The sequence below is a fragment of the Streptococcus bovismuti genome (assembly GCF_042436615.2).
Taxonomy (GTDB): domain Bacteria; phylum Bacillota; class Bacilli; order Lactobacillales; family Streptococcaceae; genus Streptococcus.
In genome coordinates this window covers 144,631-161,526 of record NZ_JBHMFR020000003.1, presented here as the reverse complement: position 1 = coordinate 161,526, position 16,896 = coordinate 144,631, and the positions used below count along the sequence as shown (strand labels likewise).

The 16,896-nt window shown below is 40.0% G+C and carries 14 protein-coding genes; all 14 read right to left on the bottom strand.

Annotated features, from left to right (window positions below):
* Positions 1–195: 195 nt before the first annotated feature.
* Positions 196–453: a DUF896 family protein gene (locus ACERDH_RS05230; protein WP_000372163.1), complete on the bottom strand. Its 258-nt coding sequence runs from the start codon at positions 451–453 to the stop codon at positions 196–198.
* 41 nt (positions 454–494) lie between these two features.
* A complete protein-coding gene (gene glyS / locus ACERDH_RS05225; protein ID WP_386684045.1) occupies positions 495–2,531 on the bottom strand; it encodes a glycine--tRNA ligase subunit beta in 2,037 nt (678 codons plus the stop codon).
* A 365-nt stretch (positions 2,532–2,896) separates the two neighbouring features.
* On the bottom strand, positions 2,897–3,814 hold the full coding sequence (glyQ, locus tag ACERDH_RS05220; protein WP_247932424.1) for a glycine--tRNA ligase subunit alpha: 918 nt from the start codon (positions 3,812–3,814) through the stop codon (positions 2,897–2,899).
* A 209-nt stretch (positions 3,815–4,023) separates the two neighbouring features.
* Complete coding sequence (locus ACERDH_RS05215; protein ID WP_386684042.1) at positions 4,024–4,395, bottom strand: GFA family protein; 372 nt, start codon at positions 4,393–4,395, stop codon at positions 4,024–4,026.
* 269 nt (positions 4,396–4,664) lie between these two features.
* On the bottom strand, positions 4,665–5,507 hold the full coding sequence (locus ACERDH_RS05210; protein WP_203212806.1) for an aldo/keto reductase: 843 nt from the start codon (positions 5,505–5,507) through the stop codon (positions 4,665–4,667).
* A gap of 77 nt (positions 5,508–5,584) precedes the next feature.
* Positions 5,585–6,976 (bottom strand): peptidoglycan-N-acetylglucosamine deacetylase PgdA, encoded by a 1,392-nt coding sequence (gene pgdA, locus ACERDH_RS05205; protein WP_386684038.1) that lies wholly within the window; start codon positions 6,974–6,976, stop codon positions 5,585–5,587.
* Positions 6,977–7,066: 90 nt separating this feature from the next.
* Entirely contained in the window at positions 7,067–8,257 is a 1,191-nt protein-coding gene (gene metK, locus ACERDH_RS05200) for a methionine adenosyltransferase (RefSeq protein WP_203180479.1), read from the bottom strand.
* Between the two features lie 379 nt (positions 8,258–8,636).
* Positions 8,637–9,980: a DEAD/DEAH box helicase gene (locus ACERDH_RS05195; RefSeq protein WP_261150334.1), complete on the bottom strand. Its 1,344-nt coding sequence runs from the start codon at positions 9,978–9,980 to the stop codon at positions 8,637–8,639.
* A gap of 140 nt (positions 9,981–10,120) precedes the next feature.
* Positions 10,121–10,936, bottom strand: coding sequence for an endonuclease/exonuclease/phosphatase family protein (locus ACERDH_RS05190; RefSeq protein WP_261082872.1), 816 nt, complete (start codon positions 10,934–10,936; stop codon positions 10,121–10,123).
* A 51-nt stretch (positions 10,937–10,987) separates the two neighbouring features.
* Entirely contained in the window at positions 10,988–13,168 is a 2,181-nt protein-coding gene (locus ACERDH_RS05185; RefSeq protein WP_203180481.1) for a PTS transporter subunit IIBC, read from the bottom strand.
* Positions 13,169–13,352: 184 nt separating this feature from the next.
* On the bottom strand, positions 13,353–14,279 hold the full coding sequence (ftsX, locus tag ACERDH_RS05180) for a permease-like cell division protein FtsX (protein ID WP_000625545.1): 927 nt from the start codon (positions 14,277–14,279) through the stop codon (positions 13,353–13,355).
* Complete coding sequence (gene ftsE, locus ACERDH_RS05175) at positions 14,272–14,964, bottom strand: cell division ATP-binding protein FtsE (RefSeq protein ID WP_033685219.1); 693 nt, start codon at positions 14,962–14,964, stop codon at positions 14,272–14,274. Before ftsE ends, ftsX begins: the two co-directional genes overlap by 8 nt.
* 17 nt (positions 14,965–14,981) lie before the next feature.
* A protein-coding gene (gene prfB, locus ACERDH_RS05170; protein ID WP_100198837.1) for a peptide chain release factor 2 occupies positions 14,982–16,077 on the bottom strand; the annotation gives its coding sequence in 2 pieces (ribosomal slippage) (positions 14,982–16,004 and positions 16,006–16,077; 1,095 coding nt in all).
* A gap of 108 nt (positions 16,078–16,185) precedes the next feature.
* Entirely contained in the window at positions 16,186–16,842 is a 657-nt protein-coding gene (locus ACERDH_RS05165; RefSeq protein WP_004256822.1) for a CBS domain-containing protein, read from the bottom strand.
* Between the last annotated feature and the right edge of the window lie 54 nt (positions 16,843–16,896).

The window sequence follows — 16,896 nt, the reverse complement described above, 5'->3', positions numbered from 1 at the left end:
CCTTTTTTAGCGAAAAAAGACTAGCAGACAAAAACTGCTAGTCTTTTGGTTATTATTTCATCTATCTTTGTTAAAAGAAAGAATACTTATACTCAATGAAAATCAAAGAGCAAACTAGGAAGCTAGCCGCAGGCTGTACTTAAGTACGGCAAGGTGAAGCTGACGTGGTTTGAATTTGATTTTCGAAGAGTATTATTATGAATTTGGGTCATCAAGACTACGACCATGTAATCCTTTTTCACGTTGAACTTGGCGTAGTTTTTCTGGTGTAACATCGTTTCCTTCTTCATCCACAATTTTGATTCCCTCAATGTGGTGACGAACAGAGCGACGATAACCTTCGATGTACTCCTCACGTAGTTTAGCTTGTTCCACTTTTTCTTCTGGTGTCAAGCCTTCTGCTTTTTTCTTTTTAGCAAGCTCGTTGATACGATCAATTTTTTTCTGATCCATTTCTTCTCCTTTGTGATAAGATAAAGTCCGTTTATCAAATTTTATTTAGTGTTAATTTGGTTAAAACGAGCAAGTTTAGCTGCTTTTTGAGTTAAATGAGACAAGATAGCCAAACGATTTTGACGGACAGCCTGATCTTCTGCCATTACCATGGTATTCTCAAAGAAAGCATCAATAACTGGGCTAAGTGCAAAGAGTTGTTTCAATTGTTGACTTGCAGATCCTGATAAAGCAAGTGTTTCTACTGCTTCTGCCAAGGCTTTTTCTTGGTCATTTTCAAATAGTGTTGAATCAACTGTAGCAACTCCTTCTGCCTTCTCAGCCAAGTTAAAGGCACGAGAAAGTGATTCAACAGATGGCTTAAAGTCATCTTCCTTGCTTGCTTCCACGAGAGCGCTTGCTGCTTCCAACATATCCGCCACAACAAAGTTTGATCCTGCAAGAACGGCTTCCTTGATATCTTTTGGTGTAGAACCCATCATCTTATCAACACGAGCCTTGATAAAGTCCATAACTTCAGCTTTATTTACATAAGTCAAGCTGTCAAAATTCAATGCATAAAGGCTATCAATCAGCTCATCCATAGCAATGTGCCAACCAAAGGCATCCAAGATACGAACCACACCTTGAGTTGCACGACGAAGGGCATAAGGGTCATTAGATCCTGATGGAATCAAGCCTACTGAGAAGAAACTCAAAATCGTATCCAATTTGTCTGCAATGGCAAGCACTGCACCTACCTTGCTCTCTGGAAGCTCTCCTTCAGCTGATGTAGGCATATAGTGTTCACGAATAGCAGCTGCGACTGCTGGAGTTTCACCAGCAAGAAGGGCATATTTCTCACCCATAATTCCTTGAAGCTCGTCAAATTCACCAACCATACCTGTCAACAAGTCAAACTTGTAAATGGCTGCTGCACGAGCTAGGTCAACTGTTTCATCCACTGACAAGCCAGCTTTTTCTGCCAAAAGTACAGCGATTTTACCCGTACGAATCATGTGTTCACGAAGGGAACCAATCTTCTCATGGAAGGTGACATTGTTTAATTTTTCAACAAGGTCTGAAATCACCAATTTTTGGTCTTCACGCCAGAAGAATTCACCGTCTTCTAAACGAGCTACCAAGACTTTTTCATTTCCTTTGATAACATTTTCCAAATGCTCTGCATTTCCGTTACGAACAGAAATGAAGTTTGGCAAGAGTTTTCCATCTTGATCACGAACAACAAAGTAACGTTGGTGTTCTTTCATTGAAGTCACCAAAACTTCTTCTGGAACTTCAAGATATTTGGCATCAAAACTTCCCATAAAGGCAGTTGGGTATTCAACCAAGTTCAAGACTTCATTAAGCAAGTCCGCATCAATTTCGATACGTACACTGTGTTCAGCTTCGATTGCTTTGATTTGGTCAACAATCATTTGCTCACGTTCACGAGGATCCGCGATTACAAACTGCTTACGAAGATCTTCTTCATAGCTCAAGGATGACTGAATCTTAGTTTCTTGTCCCAAGAAACGATGACCACGGCTCACACGACCGCCCTTGATATCAAGGAAATCCAAATCAAATTCTTGCTCATCCAAAAGAACGGTTAAAGTGTGAACAGGACGAATGTATTCAAAGCTATTTCCAGCCCAGTGCATGCTGACAGGGAAAGTCAATGACTTCAAGACATCCACAACACCTGGAACAATGGCTTCAACTGCTTGACCAACTTCTTCCTTAGTGACATAGACATATTCTTCACCCTTGATTTCACGGAATTCGATATCTTCAACCGTCAAGCCTTTCCCACGGACAAATCCTTGAGCTGCTTTGGTGAAGTTCCCATCACTATCCAAGGCAATTTTCTTTGCTGGACCCTTGAAATCTTCTGTCAAATCAGACTGTTTATCTGCAAGACCAGTCACACGAACAGCCAAACGACGTGGTGTTGAGAAGGTTTGAATAGCTTCAAAAGACAAGCGATTTTCCTTTAGGAAGGCTGCCATTTTTTCGCCTAGTTGTTTTTCACTTGGTGTGACAACATAGGCTGGTAATTCTTCAAGACCGAGTTCTACTAATAAGTTTTTTGTCATGTTTTTTCCTTTACATTTTCTTCAATCTTTTTTGATATGCACCTTAGGTACTGGGGACGTCGATAACTAACTTTGTGAATCTGTAGGGAAATCTAATGCAAAATTGATCAAGATTTCCAACAGTCTCATCAAAGTGGATTTAGCTGACTGATTTTTGAACCTAATACTCAATGAAAATCAAAGAGCAAACTAGGAAGCTAGCCGTAGGCTGTACTTGAGTACGGCAAGGTTAAGCTGACGTGGTTTGAATTTGATTTTCGAAGAGTATAAGGTTTCAAAAATACCCACATAACAGTACAGCGGTGCATATCCCTCTAGCAAGTCTTCGACTTGCCTCTAACGATTTTAGAGCACAGTATTACCCACTATTCTGCGTCTTCTGCTAAGAGTTTAGCTCTTGTTTCTTCATCCAAAAGTGGGTAGCCTAGGCGTTTGCGTTCTGCGACAAAGGTTTTGGCTACGATACGAGCCAAGTTACGGATACGAGCGATATAGCCCGCGCGTTCGGTTACAGAAACGGCACCACGCGCGTCAAGGAGGTTAAAGGTGTGTGAACATTTGAGAACATAATCATAGGCAGGGTGAACCAAGCCTTCTTCCAAGGCACGACCAGCTTCTTTTTCAAACTTATCAAAGTTTTCAAGCAACATTTCTTGATCCGAAATTTCAAATGAATATTTTGAATGCTCGTACTCAGGCTGGATAAAGATTTCTCCGTATTTTACACCATCAGCCCATTCGATATCATAGACAGAGTCAACCTCTTGGATATAAGAAGCCAAGCGTTCCAAACCATAAGTAACTTCAGCAGTCACAGGGCCAGTCGCCAATCCACCGACTTGTTGGAAATAAGTAAACTGAGTGATTTCCATCCCGTCAAGCCAAACTTCCCAACCAAGACCAGCTGAACCAGTTGATGGATTTTCCCAGTTATCCTCAACGAAACGAATATCGTGTTCCAAAGGATTGATACCCAATTTTTCCAAAGACTCAAGGTAAAGCTCTTGAATATTTGATGGAGAAGGTTTCATAACTACTTGGAATTGGTGGTGTTGGTAAAGACGGTTAGGGTTTTCCCCGTAGCGACCGTCAGCAGGACGGCGTGATGGCTCTACATAAGCCGCATTCCATGGCTCAGGACCAATAGCACGAAGGAAAGTGTAAGGACTCATTGTTCCCGCACCTTTTTCGTTGTCATAAGCCTGCATAAGCATACAACCCTGGTCATTCCAAAATTGTTGCAAAGTCAAAATAATTTCTTGAAATGTTAATTTCTTAGACATTGTTTACTCCTTTTTATATACATTACTTGCGACACGAGTCTGCCTCGTCGATCATACGAGGTAAGACGAGTTAGTACTGCGTCTAGCTCAGGCACTCTAGTACTGAGCGTGGGGCAGTCCGACTATAAGGAGGTTTCTGCCACTGACGCAGTGGAAAGTCAATTTTTTAGACATTGTTTTCTCCTTTTATCTATATGATCTTTTTAAATTTATTTATCAAGCAACCAAGAAAAAGCTGGGTCCTGAAAAATATGACGTTTGGGAACAGTTTGTAAATTCTGATCGCATTCATCTATTGTTCCTAATTTCAAAGCACAAACTTCTGGTATATTTTCTTGAGTAGTGAAAATTTGACTGTGACAGTTCTGGCAGTAATAACGCTGTTTTCCTGGAGAAGAACTAAAGGTAACCAACTTCTCTTTTCCATACAATACCAGATTTTTGCTGCTAACTTTAGCATTAACTGTATAGGCTGACGCAGTTACTTTCCGACAGAATGAGCAATGGCAAAAAACTATTTCCGACAATTCTTCATCTAAAGTGTAGGTGACTGCTTTACATAAACAAGATCCTTTAAGCATGATACTCCTTTCCACTTAGGTATTAGACGAAATTCAAAAAGAACCGAATTTCAACACCCAAGCCTCGCGACTAGGGGCGTCAGAAACGCGGTTCCACCCTAATTTATTACTTCATTGTTTTTGAAAATACTACAGAAAGCGCCAGCACTTTATTTTGCCCTACTTGGCTCCCACTATCCCAAGCTCGCTTGAAGAACGCCATAAGACTTTCTTTCCTGCAGACTATTATATCAAAAATCAGAAGAATGTACAATTCTTTTTATGATTTTCTAGAAATCCATATCATCAACTCGTGGAGCACCCGACTGGACAGCTATCGTTTTTAAGGTTTCTCGCTCCTCATGACTCAGTTCAATTGCAAAGCAATCAAGATTAGCCTGAATACGAGACGCAGTGACAGATTTTGGAAGTGGTAAAAATCCTTCTGCTAAGCTCCAGGCCAAGGCTATCTGGGCAACCGATTTTTCGTGATTTGCTGCGATTTCTTGGACTTCCTTGCTATCAAACAGTTCTCCCTGACCAAAAGGTCCCCAAGCTTCCAATAAGATTCCTTTTTCTCGACAGTAATCAACGACTTCCTCTTGATACACACCTGGAGCCAAACGAACTTGATTGACCGCTGGAAGAATTTTTGCTGTTTCAAGCAAGGCATCCAAATGCTTGGGAAGGAAATTACTAACTCCGATAGCACGGATTTTACCTTCTAGGTAAAGATCCTCCATCGCTCTCCAAACTTCTGAATTTCGGATTTTCCAGTGGTTATTTTCTCTGAGTGGTTTTGGATTTGGCCAATGAATCAAATACAAATCCAAATAATTCAAACCCAGCTTCTCTAAAGACTCTTCAAAAGCCTGACGAGCTTGCTCATAGGTGTGGTTTGTATTCCAGAGTTTGCTGGTTACAAAAATTTCCTCCCTAGGAATCCCACTATCTTGAATAGCACGACCAACGCTTTCTTCGTTTTTATAGATGGCAGCCGTATCGATATGGTGATAGCCTGCCTTTAAAGCCTCCAAAACTGCTTGGTAGGCAATTTCTCCATTCTCAGCTTTCCAGGTTCCAAATCCTAGAACTGGAATTGTAACGCCATTGTTTAAAGTATAAGATTTCATTTTTTTCCTTTCTAAATTAGAAGAAAATCCAAAGAGCCAAATTTTCAAGGAAAACTTATCTCTTTAGATTTTGTGTATTATTGATTGCGGTCGTAATAGAGCTGGTGAGCTTTAAGACGAGTATCTAACAAATCTGGAATGGTCACAAAGTCATAACCTTGACCTTTCAAATAGTCAATAACCTTCGGTAGAGCATTGACCGTCTCAGCATGGATATCATGCATGAGAATAATAGAACCATTCTTGACTTCTCGTTGAATTTCTGTCAAAATCGCTGCTTCATTTTTGTTCTTCCAGTCCAGACTATCCACATCCCACATAATAAAGCTCAAATCAAGGCCATTGCGAATGTCGTCTGTAATGGCTCCATAAGGTGGACGCATGAGTTTAGAACTAGAGCCCAACACTTTAGTTAGCGCATCCTCAGTATCAGTTATTTGTTTTTTGGCTTCATCAAGCGAAAGTTTTGAAAGAACTGGATGGCTCCAACTATGGTTTCCAATGACATGTCCATCTGATTTCATGCGCTTCAAAATCTCTTCATTTCCAGAAACATTTTTACCCAAAACAAAGAAAGTTGCCTTAATACCATACTTAGAGAGAGTATCTAAGGCTTGATTTGTCGTTGCAGGATTCGGGCCATCATCAAAAGTCAAGGCTACTACTTTACGATTTTTCTTTTCATAATAAGCCTTGTAAAGTTCAGCATCCTTATCTAATAGATAAGAGGACTGAATGACCTCAAAGAAACTAGATACTGGCAAAGCAATCTCGTCTAGATTTTCCACTGATTGACTTGGATAAAGGATAATCTGACTATCCTTATAATCAAAGTTCCATGCAGACAAGTCTTGGCCAGAGAAACCTTTAACAACTTGATCAATCTTTTCTTGCTCCAATTTCTTATCCTGTAAAAAAGAAGTCAGTTCTTTTATCAGTTTCTCTTTGGCCTTACTAGCATCTGAAAATAGTTGATCAAGGGTAAAAGGTTTACCGTCTTCTGTCAAATGCACTTTCGCTAGACTAGTTTTTTCAGTTTCTTCAACTTTTGACGAAGTTAAATCATAGACTTGTTTCATCACACTTCGGTTGACAATCCCTTTTAAAGTCGAATCCTGTTTCTCCGTATAATAAAAAACCAGATTTTCCTTGTCTTCCAAATTTTCCTTGATATCCTGTGTCATGATTTCTTCTACAGATGAAATCACTTGCTCCCCTTGTAGAGGATAATAGGCAATCACTTCGGCTTGACCCTTACGAAAATGATCTTTCTGATTTCCCTCACTCAATTGATCATCTTTCTCTTTTTTGAGCGATTCAATCCTTTGTTCAAAACTTTGCTTTGTATATATTTTGTATCCAATCATTGAACCAAGGACACAAATACTTACTGAAAAGATAGCAACTAGGGCTATTAAACCGATTCTCTTTTTATCATGCTCAACACGATTTGCTCTACTTTTATCCATAAGACCATCATATCAAATTAAGGCTATAATTTCAATGATTTTAAAGGAAATAGTATATTAAAAAAGAGAGGAAGTCCCCCTCTTAAGATTTTATTTGACTGCTTCTTTCAAAGCATCTACCTTATCCAAACGTTCCCATGGAAGATCAATATCTGTACGTCCCATGTGACCATAAGCCGCTGTTTGACGGTAAATTGGACGCTTAAGATCCAGCATTTGGATAATTCCTGCTGGGCGAAGATCAAAGATTTGACGAGCCGCTTTTTCAAGTTTGCTTTCAGCTACTGTTCCTGTACCAAAGGTATCGATACGAACAGAAACAGGTTGCGCAACACCGATGGCATAGGCCAATTGCACTTCTGCCTTCTTAGCAAGACCCGCTGCAACGATATTCTTGGCAATATAACGAGCCGCATATGACGCAGAACGGTCCACCTTAGTCGCATCCTTACCAGAGAAGGCACCGCCACCATGACGAGAGTAGCCTCCATAAGTATCTACGATAATCTTACGACCAGTCAAACCTGAGTCCCCTTGAGGCCCACCGATTACAAAACGTCCAGTTGGATTGATGAAGAATTTTGTTTGCCCATCCAAGTAAGAAGCTGGAATAACCTCTTTGATAACCTTGTTAATGACATCATTGTGAATTTGTTCGTTGCTGACTTCTGGATCGTGCTGAGTTGAAATCACGACTGTGTCCACACGTACTGGACGGTCATTTTCATCATATTCAACTGTAACTTGTGATTTAGCATCTGGGCGAAGATAGCTAATTTCACCAGACTTACGAAGTTCTGCCAGACGACGAACCAATTTATGGCTGAGTGAAATTGGCAATGGCATGAGCTCTTCTGTTTCATCCACTGCAAATCCAAACATGAGCCCTTGATCTCCAGCACCAATCAAGTCCAGTGGATCCTGGTCTGCATTTCCACGAACCTCCAAGGCTTCGTTAACGCCTTGAGCAATGTCAGGAGATTGTTCCACCAAAGATGGGTGTACTCCCACTGTCTCAGCAGAAAAACCGTATTCTGTATTGGTATATCCAATCTCTGCAATGGTATCACGAACCACACGGTTAATATCCACATAGGCATTTGTAGAAATTTCACCAAAAACGTGGACAGATCCAGTATATACAGCTGTCTCAGCAGCAACGTGCGCCTCCGGATCCTTAGCTAAAATAGCATCCAAAATCGCATCTGAAATTTGGTCTGCAATCTTATCTGGATGCCCCTCAGATACAGATTCAGACGTGAATAATTTACGTTCTGACATAAAAATGTCCCCCCTTAAAAATAGTGTTATAGAGTTACAAAGTACTGATAGGTATTTTCATTTTCTAAGAGTTACGACGCGAAAGAAATAAAAACGATACTTTTTTATTTCTGAAGCTAGTAAGGCGCATAGGGTGACCGCGTTATAGCGGCAACCGTTGAATGACGAGCGACTACTTTAGAGCCGTCATTCTTTGCGAGTTACAAAGTACTGATAGGAAAACTATTAGTGATAAATGCCTACCATCTTATCGGGACTATATAACTTTATCATTATACCATTTTTAAGCGTAATTTGCAGTCTTTAATGTAGTGTTTCAATGTAGATATTTCGTTCTCATAAATAAAAAAATTGGAGCTCAGCACTCCAACAATTGTTATTAAAATGTTTGACGTTTTGCTTTACGCTCTGCACGACCACGTGCGCGATTTTCAGCGCGCTTGGTCTTGCGGCGTTTTTCATCAACCGCCCATTGAATTTTCTTCTTATAACCTGGTTTGACTTTTTTCTTTTTCTTTTTAACCAAACCAATCATTTCGATATCAAGTTTATCTTGTTTTTTCTCACGGTTGGCACGACGATCACGGTCATAGGTATCTTGAAATTCTCCGTCTTTGACCATCTTAGGAGTAAACTTGATTCCCAATTTCTCCAACTCACGAATATCCGAGTCATCACTTGGCTGATAGAGGGTAATAGCCGTACCTGGTAGACCGTTTCGTCCAGTACGACCAACACGGTGCACAAAGAAAGATAAATCTTGTGGAATGGCATCATTAATGACATGGCTGACACCTTCAATGTCAATCCCACGCGCTGCCAAGTCTGTTGCGACAATGTACTCAAAATCCAGATTTTTCACCTGATTCATGATACGTTTGCGCTCACGAGGGGCAATATCCCCATGGATTTTTGCCACCTTCAAGCCTTGAGCAGTCAGATATGAATGCAACTCATCAGCACGTGTCTTAGTGTTGACAAAAATCATTGCCAAATACGGTTGCATCAACTGAGTCAACTGGTAAATTTGAGCATTCTTATCTCGGCCCTTGGTCGAAATCAACCAATTATCAATGGTATCAGAAATGACCGTTTTGGTCTTGATTTTCTCCATAACAGGATTTGACAAGTATTTTTTCAAGAATGGTTGCAACTTTTGTGGGATAGTCGCTGAGAAGACCATGAATTGCAGGTCTTTTGGAAGGCTTCCAGCAATCTTATCAACAGTTTCTAAGAATCCCATATCCAAGGTCATATCTGCCTCATCGACCACAAAGGTCTTGGCCTTGTGAATAGCTAAATCACCAGATTTAACCAAGTCATAGATACGGCCTGGCGTACCGATAACAATATGAGGTTGGTTGCTTGCTAATTTCTCAATCTGGCGAGCCTTATCTGTCCCCCCCACATAATTAACCACACGAATTTCCACTTCTGAGTGGGCTGCAATCTGACGAGCTGCTTGGTAAATCTGAGTAGCCAACTCACGGCTCGGTGCCGTAATCACTGCTTGTACACTATCGCTAGCTTCATCTAATTGCTGGAAAATCGGCAACAAGAAAGTATGAGTCTTACCTGAACCTGTTTTCGATTCACCGACTAGGTCACGACCTGCCAAGACAATCGGAATCAACTTATCTTGCACCTCTGTTGGAGTTGTAAATTTTAATTCCTCCAAGGCTTCTTTAATATATTTTTTAAATTGAAATTTCGTAAATGACATAATATCCTCGATTCTATCTATCTGTTCAATTATACCACATTTTATTCCATTTCAGTAGCTTCACTTATTTAAGCTTTTTCCAGTAGCTTCTCTAGTCAGAAAAAGGCTGGAATTTCGTGATTCCAACCTCTTTTCAGTCATTATTTCCAGTTTAAAATAGCATTCAAGCCATAGTGATCACTAACTTGTGGACTCTTGTTACCATCAAATACGACATGTAAATTTTCCACCGCTAACTCTTTGGTAGTAAAAACATAGTCGATTCGAAGGGGTTCTGTGTTCCCCTTCCATCCATCAATTTCTGGTGGAACAGTATAGCTACCACTTCTCTCTTGAGCAACTTCAAATGCGTCTTGTAAGCCTAATGGACTAGCTAAAATTGCTTGGTAACCTTCCTGACCAGCTGGGTTATTGAAATCTCCAGCAAGCAAAAGTGGCTTGTTCAATTCTTTCAAGACAGCCTCAAATCGTGCCCATTCTTCTTGGAAACCTTTATCCCACCAAGAAAGGTGGACACTAGCAACTGCTAACTCCTTACCATCAACTACAGTTTCAGCCAGGGCAACACGGCGAGTATGATAGTCTGTTGGATCATCCACATCTGAAACCAAAATTTCTCTGGCTTTAATAGGTGTTTTAGACAAAATAGCCACACCTTCATGGTAGCGGTCATAACCGATATGATTATAGGCCCAAGTCCAGTAGTAATTTTTCCCTTGTTCTGACAACTTTTCAACCAAAAGTCTAACATAGTGGTCTTGATGAATAGGCTCAGCTGCTGGCAAAGCTTGATAGAGATCATTAACCTCCACCTCTGGCGAGGTGATCTCCTGATTGATTTCTTGGAAACAAATCAAATCATAGTCTTTTTCAAGAATATCTTCAAGCAAGAGCTGGAATTTTTCCTCAGCTTCTTTTTCCATCCAGCTATGAGTATTGAGTGTTAAAAATTTCATGTTTTTCTCCTAAAACAAGAGGTTGGAAAACAGCTTCCAACCTCAAGTATATTACAATTCTACTTTAGCAACTGCTGTTTTAGCTGCAAGAGAACCTGTTTGTTCTAATTTAACTGATTTAATAACATCACCATTTGTGAAGACAACTACTGTTGAAGTTTCACGTCCTGCTGCACGGATAGCATCCAAGTCAGCTGTGACAAGTAAGTCACCTGCTGCAACTTTTTGTCCTTCTGCTACATGAACTGTAAATGGTTTTCCTTCAAGACTTACTGTGTCCAAACCAATGTGAACAAGTACTTCAAGACCTGCTTCAGTCACAAGACCAAGAGCATGTTTTGTAGGGAAGATGCTTGATACAGTACCTGAAACTGGAGATACAATGTTTCCATTTGCAGGTTCTACAGCAAATCCATCACCCATCATTTTTTGAGCAAATACTGGATCTTTTACTTGTTCCAAAGCAACAACTTGACCGTCAGCTACTGAGTATACTTCCTCAGTAAGACCTTTATAGTGAACTGTGTTTTGTTGTGCTTCTGTCATTTGACTTGGAAGAGTTTCAGGAATGATTTCACCTGAATCAAGGATATCTTGGATATCAGATTTCAATACGTCTGCTTTTGGACCGTAGATAGCTTGAACTCCTTGTCCTTTCATGACAAGACCCATAGCTCCTTCTGCTTTCCATTGTTCTGCATCACCGACTTTGTCAGCGTCTTTTACAGTTACACGAAGACGAGTCATACATGCATCAACATCAACGATGTTTGCACGTCCACCAAGAAGGTTGATAATGTTTACAGCTTGAGAACCTGCTGCAACTTTCACTTCGCTGCTAGCTTCTTCTGAACCTTCAGCAGTTTCGTAGTTTCCGTTACGTCCTGGAGTTGCGTAATTGAATTTTTGAATCATGAAGTTTGCGATAAAGTACATGATTACAGCAAAGAGAACAGTTACCCAAATGAAGTTAACGATATCCATACCGATACCAGCGCTAATCGCAATAGGTGTACGAGTCAAGAACTCGATTGAACCGAATGAGTGCATACGTAGGTTTACTACGTCAGCCATAGCGAAGGCCGCACCTTGAACAAGTGAGTAAACAAGATACATAGGTGTTGCGATAAACATGAACATGTATTCGATTGGTTCAGTAACCCCTGTTAAGAATGTTGCAAGAGCTGTTGCAATCATCATACCTTTGTATTTGTGTTTCTTATCAGCATCAACATTACGGTAGATAGCCACAATCACACCCATCAAGATACCGAATGAACCGATCATTTGTCCAACTTTGAAACGAGCTGGGTGAACAGTATCTAACAAGTGTTGGTATTGACTAGCATCAGTACCTTTAAGGTTTACAAGGTCTGTTACCCATGCAAGCCATAGTGGGTCTTGACCAAATACTTGAGTACCTTTAGCTGCACCTGTCAAAATCTCATAAGTACCACCAAGAGCTGTATAGTTCATTGGGATTGTCAACATGTGGTGAAGACCAAATGGCAAGAGCAAACGTTCCAAAGTACCATACAAGAATGGTGCAAGGATTGGAGCAGTTTCTTGTGAGTTAGCAATCCAGATACCAAAGCTATTGATACCTGTTTGAACTACTGGCCAGAATGCAGCAAGTAGAATTGCAGCGATTGCTGAACGAAGAATAACTACAAATGGTACGAAACGTTTCCCGTTGAAGAATGAAAGTGCATCAGGAAGTTTACGGAAATTGTAGTATTTGTTGTAAGCAGTTGCCCCTACAAAACCTGAGATAATCCCTACGAATACACCCATGTTCAAGGCTGGAGCTTCAAGAACACTGATAAAGTAATCAGCAACTTTGATTGAACCACCGAATAGAGTAGTTACCATAGCATCTGGATTTTTCAACATATCACCTGATACACCAAAGATTGTACCAGTAATACGGTTAATCAAGATGAAGGCAAGACCAGCGGCGAAAGCACCACCAGCACGTTCTTTAGCCCAGCTACCTCCAATGGCTAGGGCAAACAAAATGTGAAGGTTACCGATAACCCCCCAACCAATTTGCTCAAGAATTCCACCAGTGATTACAAGTGGTGCAAAGGTTGGGTTAATCATCACGATAGACTTACCGATTGAAATCATCAAACCAGCAGCCGGCATAACCGCGATAACCACCATCAAAGCCTTACCGAATTTTTGCCAAAATTCGAAAGACAAGACATTTTTGAATGTATCTTTCATCATTCAAATCTCCTTTATTTTTATTTAGGCAAACGTTTTACGAAAACGTTTGCACCTTTTATGATTTAATTATACCACTTTAATTTTTTTTGTAAAGGCTTTTACAAAAAAAAGGAGACTTTTTTCTAAAATTTTTGTAGTAAAAAAGGAGATATTAAAATCTCCTCAAATATAATTCTATTTTATTTTAGATTTTCAGGAATCGGCGCATTGAAATTCCTGATCCGATTGAACCGATAAAAATTCCAATCACAAATAATAGAGCAATCATAAGTGGACTGAATACCTCTGGTGATATCATTGAAAGGTTCTGACCAACCAATGACTTATTAACCGATTGGTAAACCATTTTATAGACAATAAATACCAGAACTGACGGAAGAGTTGCTCCAAGCAAACCAATGAAGGCACCTTCAAGCAAGAAAGGTCCACGGATATAGCCGTTCTTAGCACCTACTAAACGCATGATTTGAATTTCACGGCTTCGTGAAATAATGGTGATACGAATAGTATTAGAAATCAAGAACACCGCAATGAAAATCAATAATCCCGCGATAACTAGTCCCCAGACACGAATAAAGGAGGCTAACTTAAACAAGCGTTCTGTATTAGCACCACCATCTTGAACTTCTGATACACCTTCAATTTTCTTAGCCTCTTCTGCTACCGTCTTTACATCACTGGGTGTATTTGTATCAACGATATATGCATCATAGAGAGGATTGGCATCGCCTTCAAAAATTTTCCAGTTGTCCCCCATTGTTTCTGTCAACTTTTCATATTGTTCTTCTTTACTTGAAAACGTAACACTTTTAACGGTTGACATACCTTTCAAAGCATCATATACCTTATGGTAGTCGTTATTTGTAACAGTTTGACCTTCTTTTTCAATCGTCTCACTATTATCAGCTACGTCCTTACGAATGTATACCATTACTCGGACATTATTTTCGATATCTGTAGCTAGTTTAGCCGTATTAAAGATAACAGATGCAAATATTGCAACCAAGGTCAAAGTAATCATAACTGAACTAACAGCAGCTACTGTCATCCAGCCATTTCGTTTCAAACTTTTTAATGATTCAAATAAATGACGAAAAAATCTACTAATCATCGTATCCATATTCTCCTTTAGCTTCGTCACGAACGACACGGCCATTTTCAATGGCAATGACACGGTGGCGCAAGGTATTTACAATCTGACTATTGTGGGTAGCCATCAAGACAGTTGTACCTTGGAGATTGATGCGTTCCAATAAATTCATAATTTCCCATGAATTATCCGGATCCAAATTTCCTGTTGGCTCGTCCGCAATCAATACTTTTGGATTGTTTACAATGGCACGCGCAATCGCTATACGCTGTTGTTCTCCCCCCGAAAGTTCATTTGGAAAAGAACGAACCTTATGCTTCAATCCAACCAAGTCTAAAACTTCCATAACACGTTTTTTGATGTTACGACGGCTCTCACCGATTACTTCCATTGCATAGGCAATATTTTCATAAACAGTTTTCTTTGGCAAGAGTTTGTAATCCTGAAAGACTACCCCGACACTACGACGTAGAAGTGGGACATCTTTCTTCTTAATTTTAACCAGATTAAAACCAGCAACAGATAAGCTTCCTTTTTCGATTTTTACTTCGCGATACAAAGAACGAATAAAGGTTGATTTCCCAGCTCCTGACGGACCTACGATATAGGCAAATTCCCCGGGTTCAACAGTGACTGAGACACCTCGCAAAGCTGTCGTTCCGTTATCATACTTTTTGACAACATCTCTCATTTCAATGATTGACATGTGAGTTCCTTTCTATCTTAGCTGATTCGCCACTTGAGATAAGCATCGATAAAACCATCTAGGTCTCCATCCATAACCTTATCTACCTGCGCAACTTCAAAGCTAGTTCGATGATCTTTTACCATAGTATAAGGCGTGAAAACATAAGAACGGATTTGACTTCCCCATGTGATTTCCTTTTTCTCACCCTTGAGGGAATCGACTTCCGCAGCTTTCTTTTCTTGCTCCATTTGATAGAGCTTGGCCTGTAACATCTTCATAGCTCGATCTCTATTTCCATATTGGGTACGATCGACCGTTGACTGAACGACAGTTCCCGTAGGAATGTGTGTCAAACGCACCCCTGTTGAAACTTTATTGACGTTTTGTCCACCAGCACCACCTGAACGGAAGGTATCCATCTTGATATCATCTTCACGGATTTCCACTTCAATAGTATCATCCAGCTCAGGCATCACTTCTACAGATGTGAAAGAGGTATGGCGACGTTTAGCAGAGTCAAATGGTGAAATTCGCACCAAACGGTGTACCCCCATTTCTGACTTGAGAAGACCATAGGCATTAGGTCCTTCAAATGATAAGGTTACTGACTTGATACCAGCTTCATCTCCTGCTTGGTAATCCAAGACTTCTACTTTAAAGCCTTTAGCATTTCCATAGCGAGTGTACATACGAAGCAACATATCACCCCAGTCTTGAGCCTCTGTACCACCGGATCCTGGATGGATTTCCAAGATGGCATTATTATGGTCATAAGGTTCTGACAAGAGAAGGGTCATTTCGTAACTGGTCATCATCTTATCCAGCTCTGACAACTGTTCAACCAATTCTTCATGCACAGACTCATCTTCAGCTAAAAAGTCCAATAAAATTTCGACTTCATCCTGCAACTCTTCCATTTTGTGGAAAGTGTTGTAGGTGTTTTTTAATTCATTTAATTCTTGCGACGTTTTTTGGGCCGCGATATTATCGTTCCAAAAATCAGGTTCTGTCATCTTGTTTTCCAAGATGGCAATCTCTTCCTCTAAACCTTCGAGGTCAAAGAGACCCCCTGAAAGAAGCTAATTTTTCACGATTGGCGTCAATTTTCTGACGAATTTCTGAAATGTCCATAAATACTCCTTTGTTGTATCGTTTTATTATACCATAATCTATCATTTCTTTCCATCTTTTGCTCTAATCCCTTATTGCACGTAAAAAGAAGCCTTTCGGCTTCCCTTCTTACAAGACTTTTGCTGAAGTACGAGTGATTTCTTCTACTTGAATATTCTCTGATTCAAATTTTTCTTTCAAGGCTGGTAAATCGATTGATCCATCGATTTGAACTTCGATAATCACCTTACCATCCTTACGCGGAATATTGACTGTATGAGAGATATTCAAATTTTCTTCTACAATCAAAGAAACAATTTTTCCAAGAACACCAACTTCATTTTCCGTAACAAAGCGCACACGAATTCCTTCTTCACCGTAACCAGCAATTTCAAGAAAGGCTTGGAAAACGTCACGGTCCGTAATAACACCATAGACTTGATGGTTATCAACAACAGGAAGAATACCAATCTTGTTTTTCAGCATCAGATAAGTTGCATCCTCTAGACTCGCATAGCCTGAAACAGTGACAACATCACGAATCATCACATCTTTTACTTTTGTCTTATTTAGAAGATAATTCATCTCATAGATAGAAAGACTTGTTGCTTTGGATGGACTAGCTTGGGCAATGGTTCCCTCGGTTACTAAACCAACCAATTGATCATTTTCGATAACAGGCAAGCGGTGCAACCCTTGCTCTCTCATCAAATCTGCTGCATGAGATACTGTTGTATCTGGACTAATATAAACTACCTTGCGGGTCATAAAATCTTTAACTGCCATGAGACTTCTCCTTTTCTATTCTTATCCCTATTATACAATCTTTTTGTAAATCTA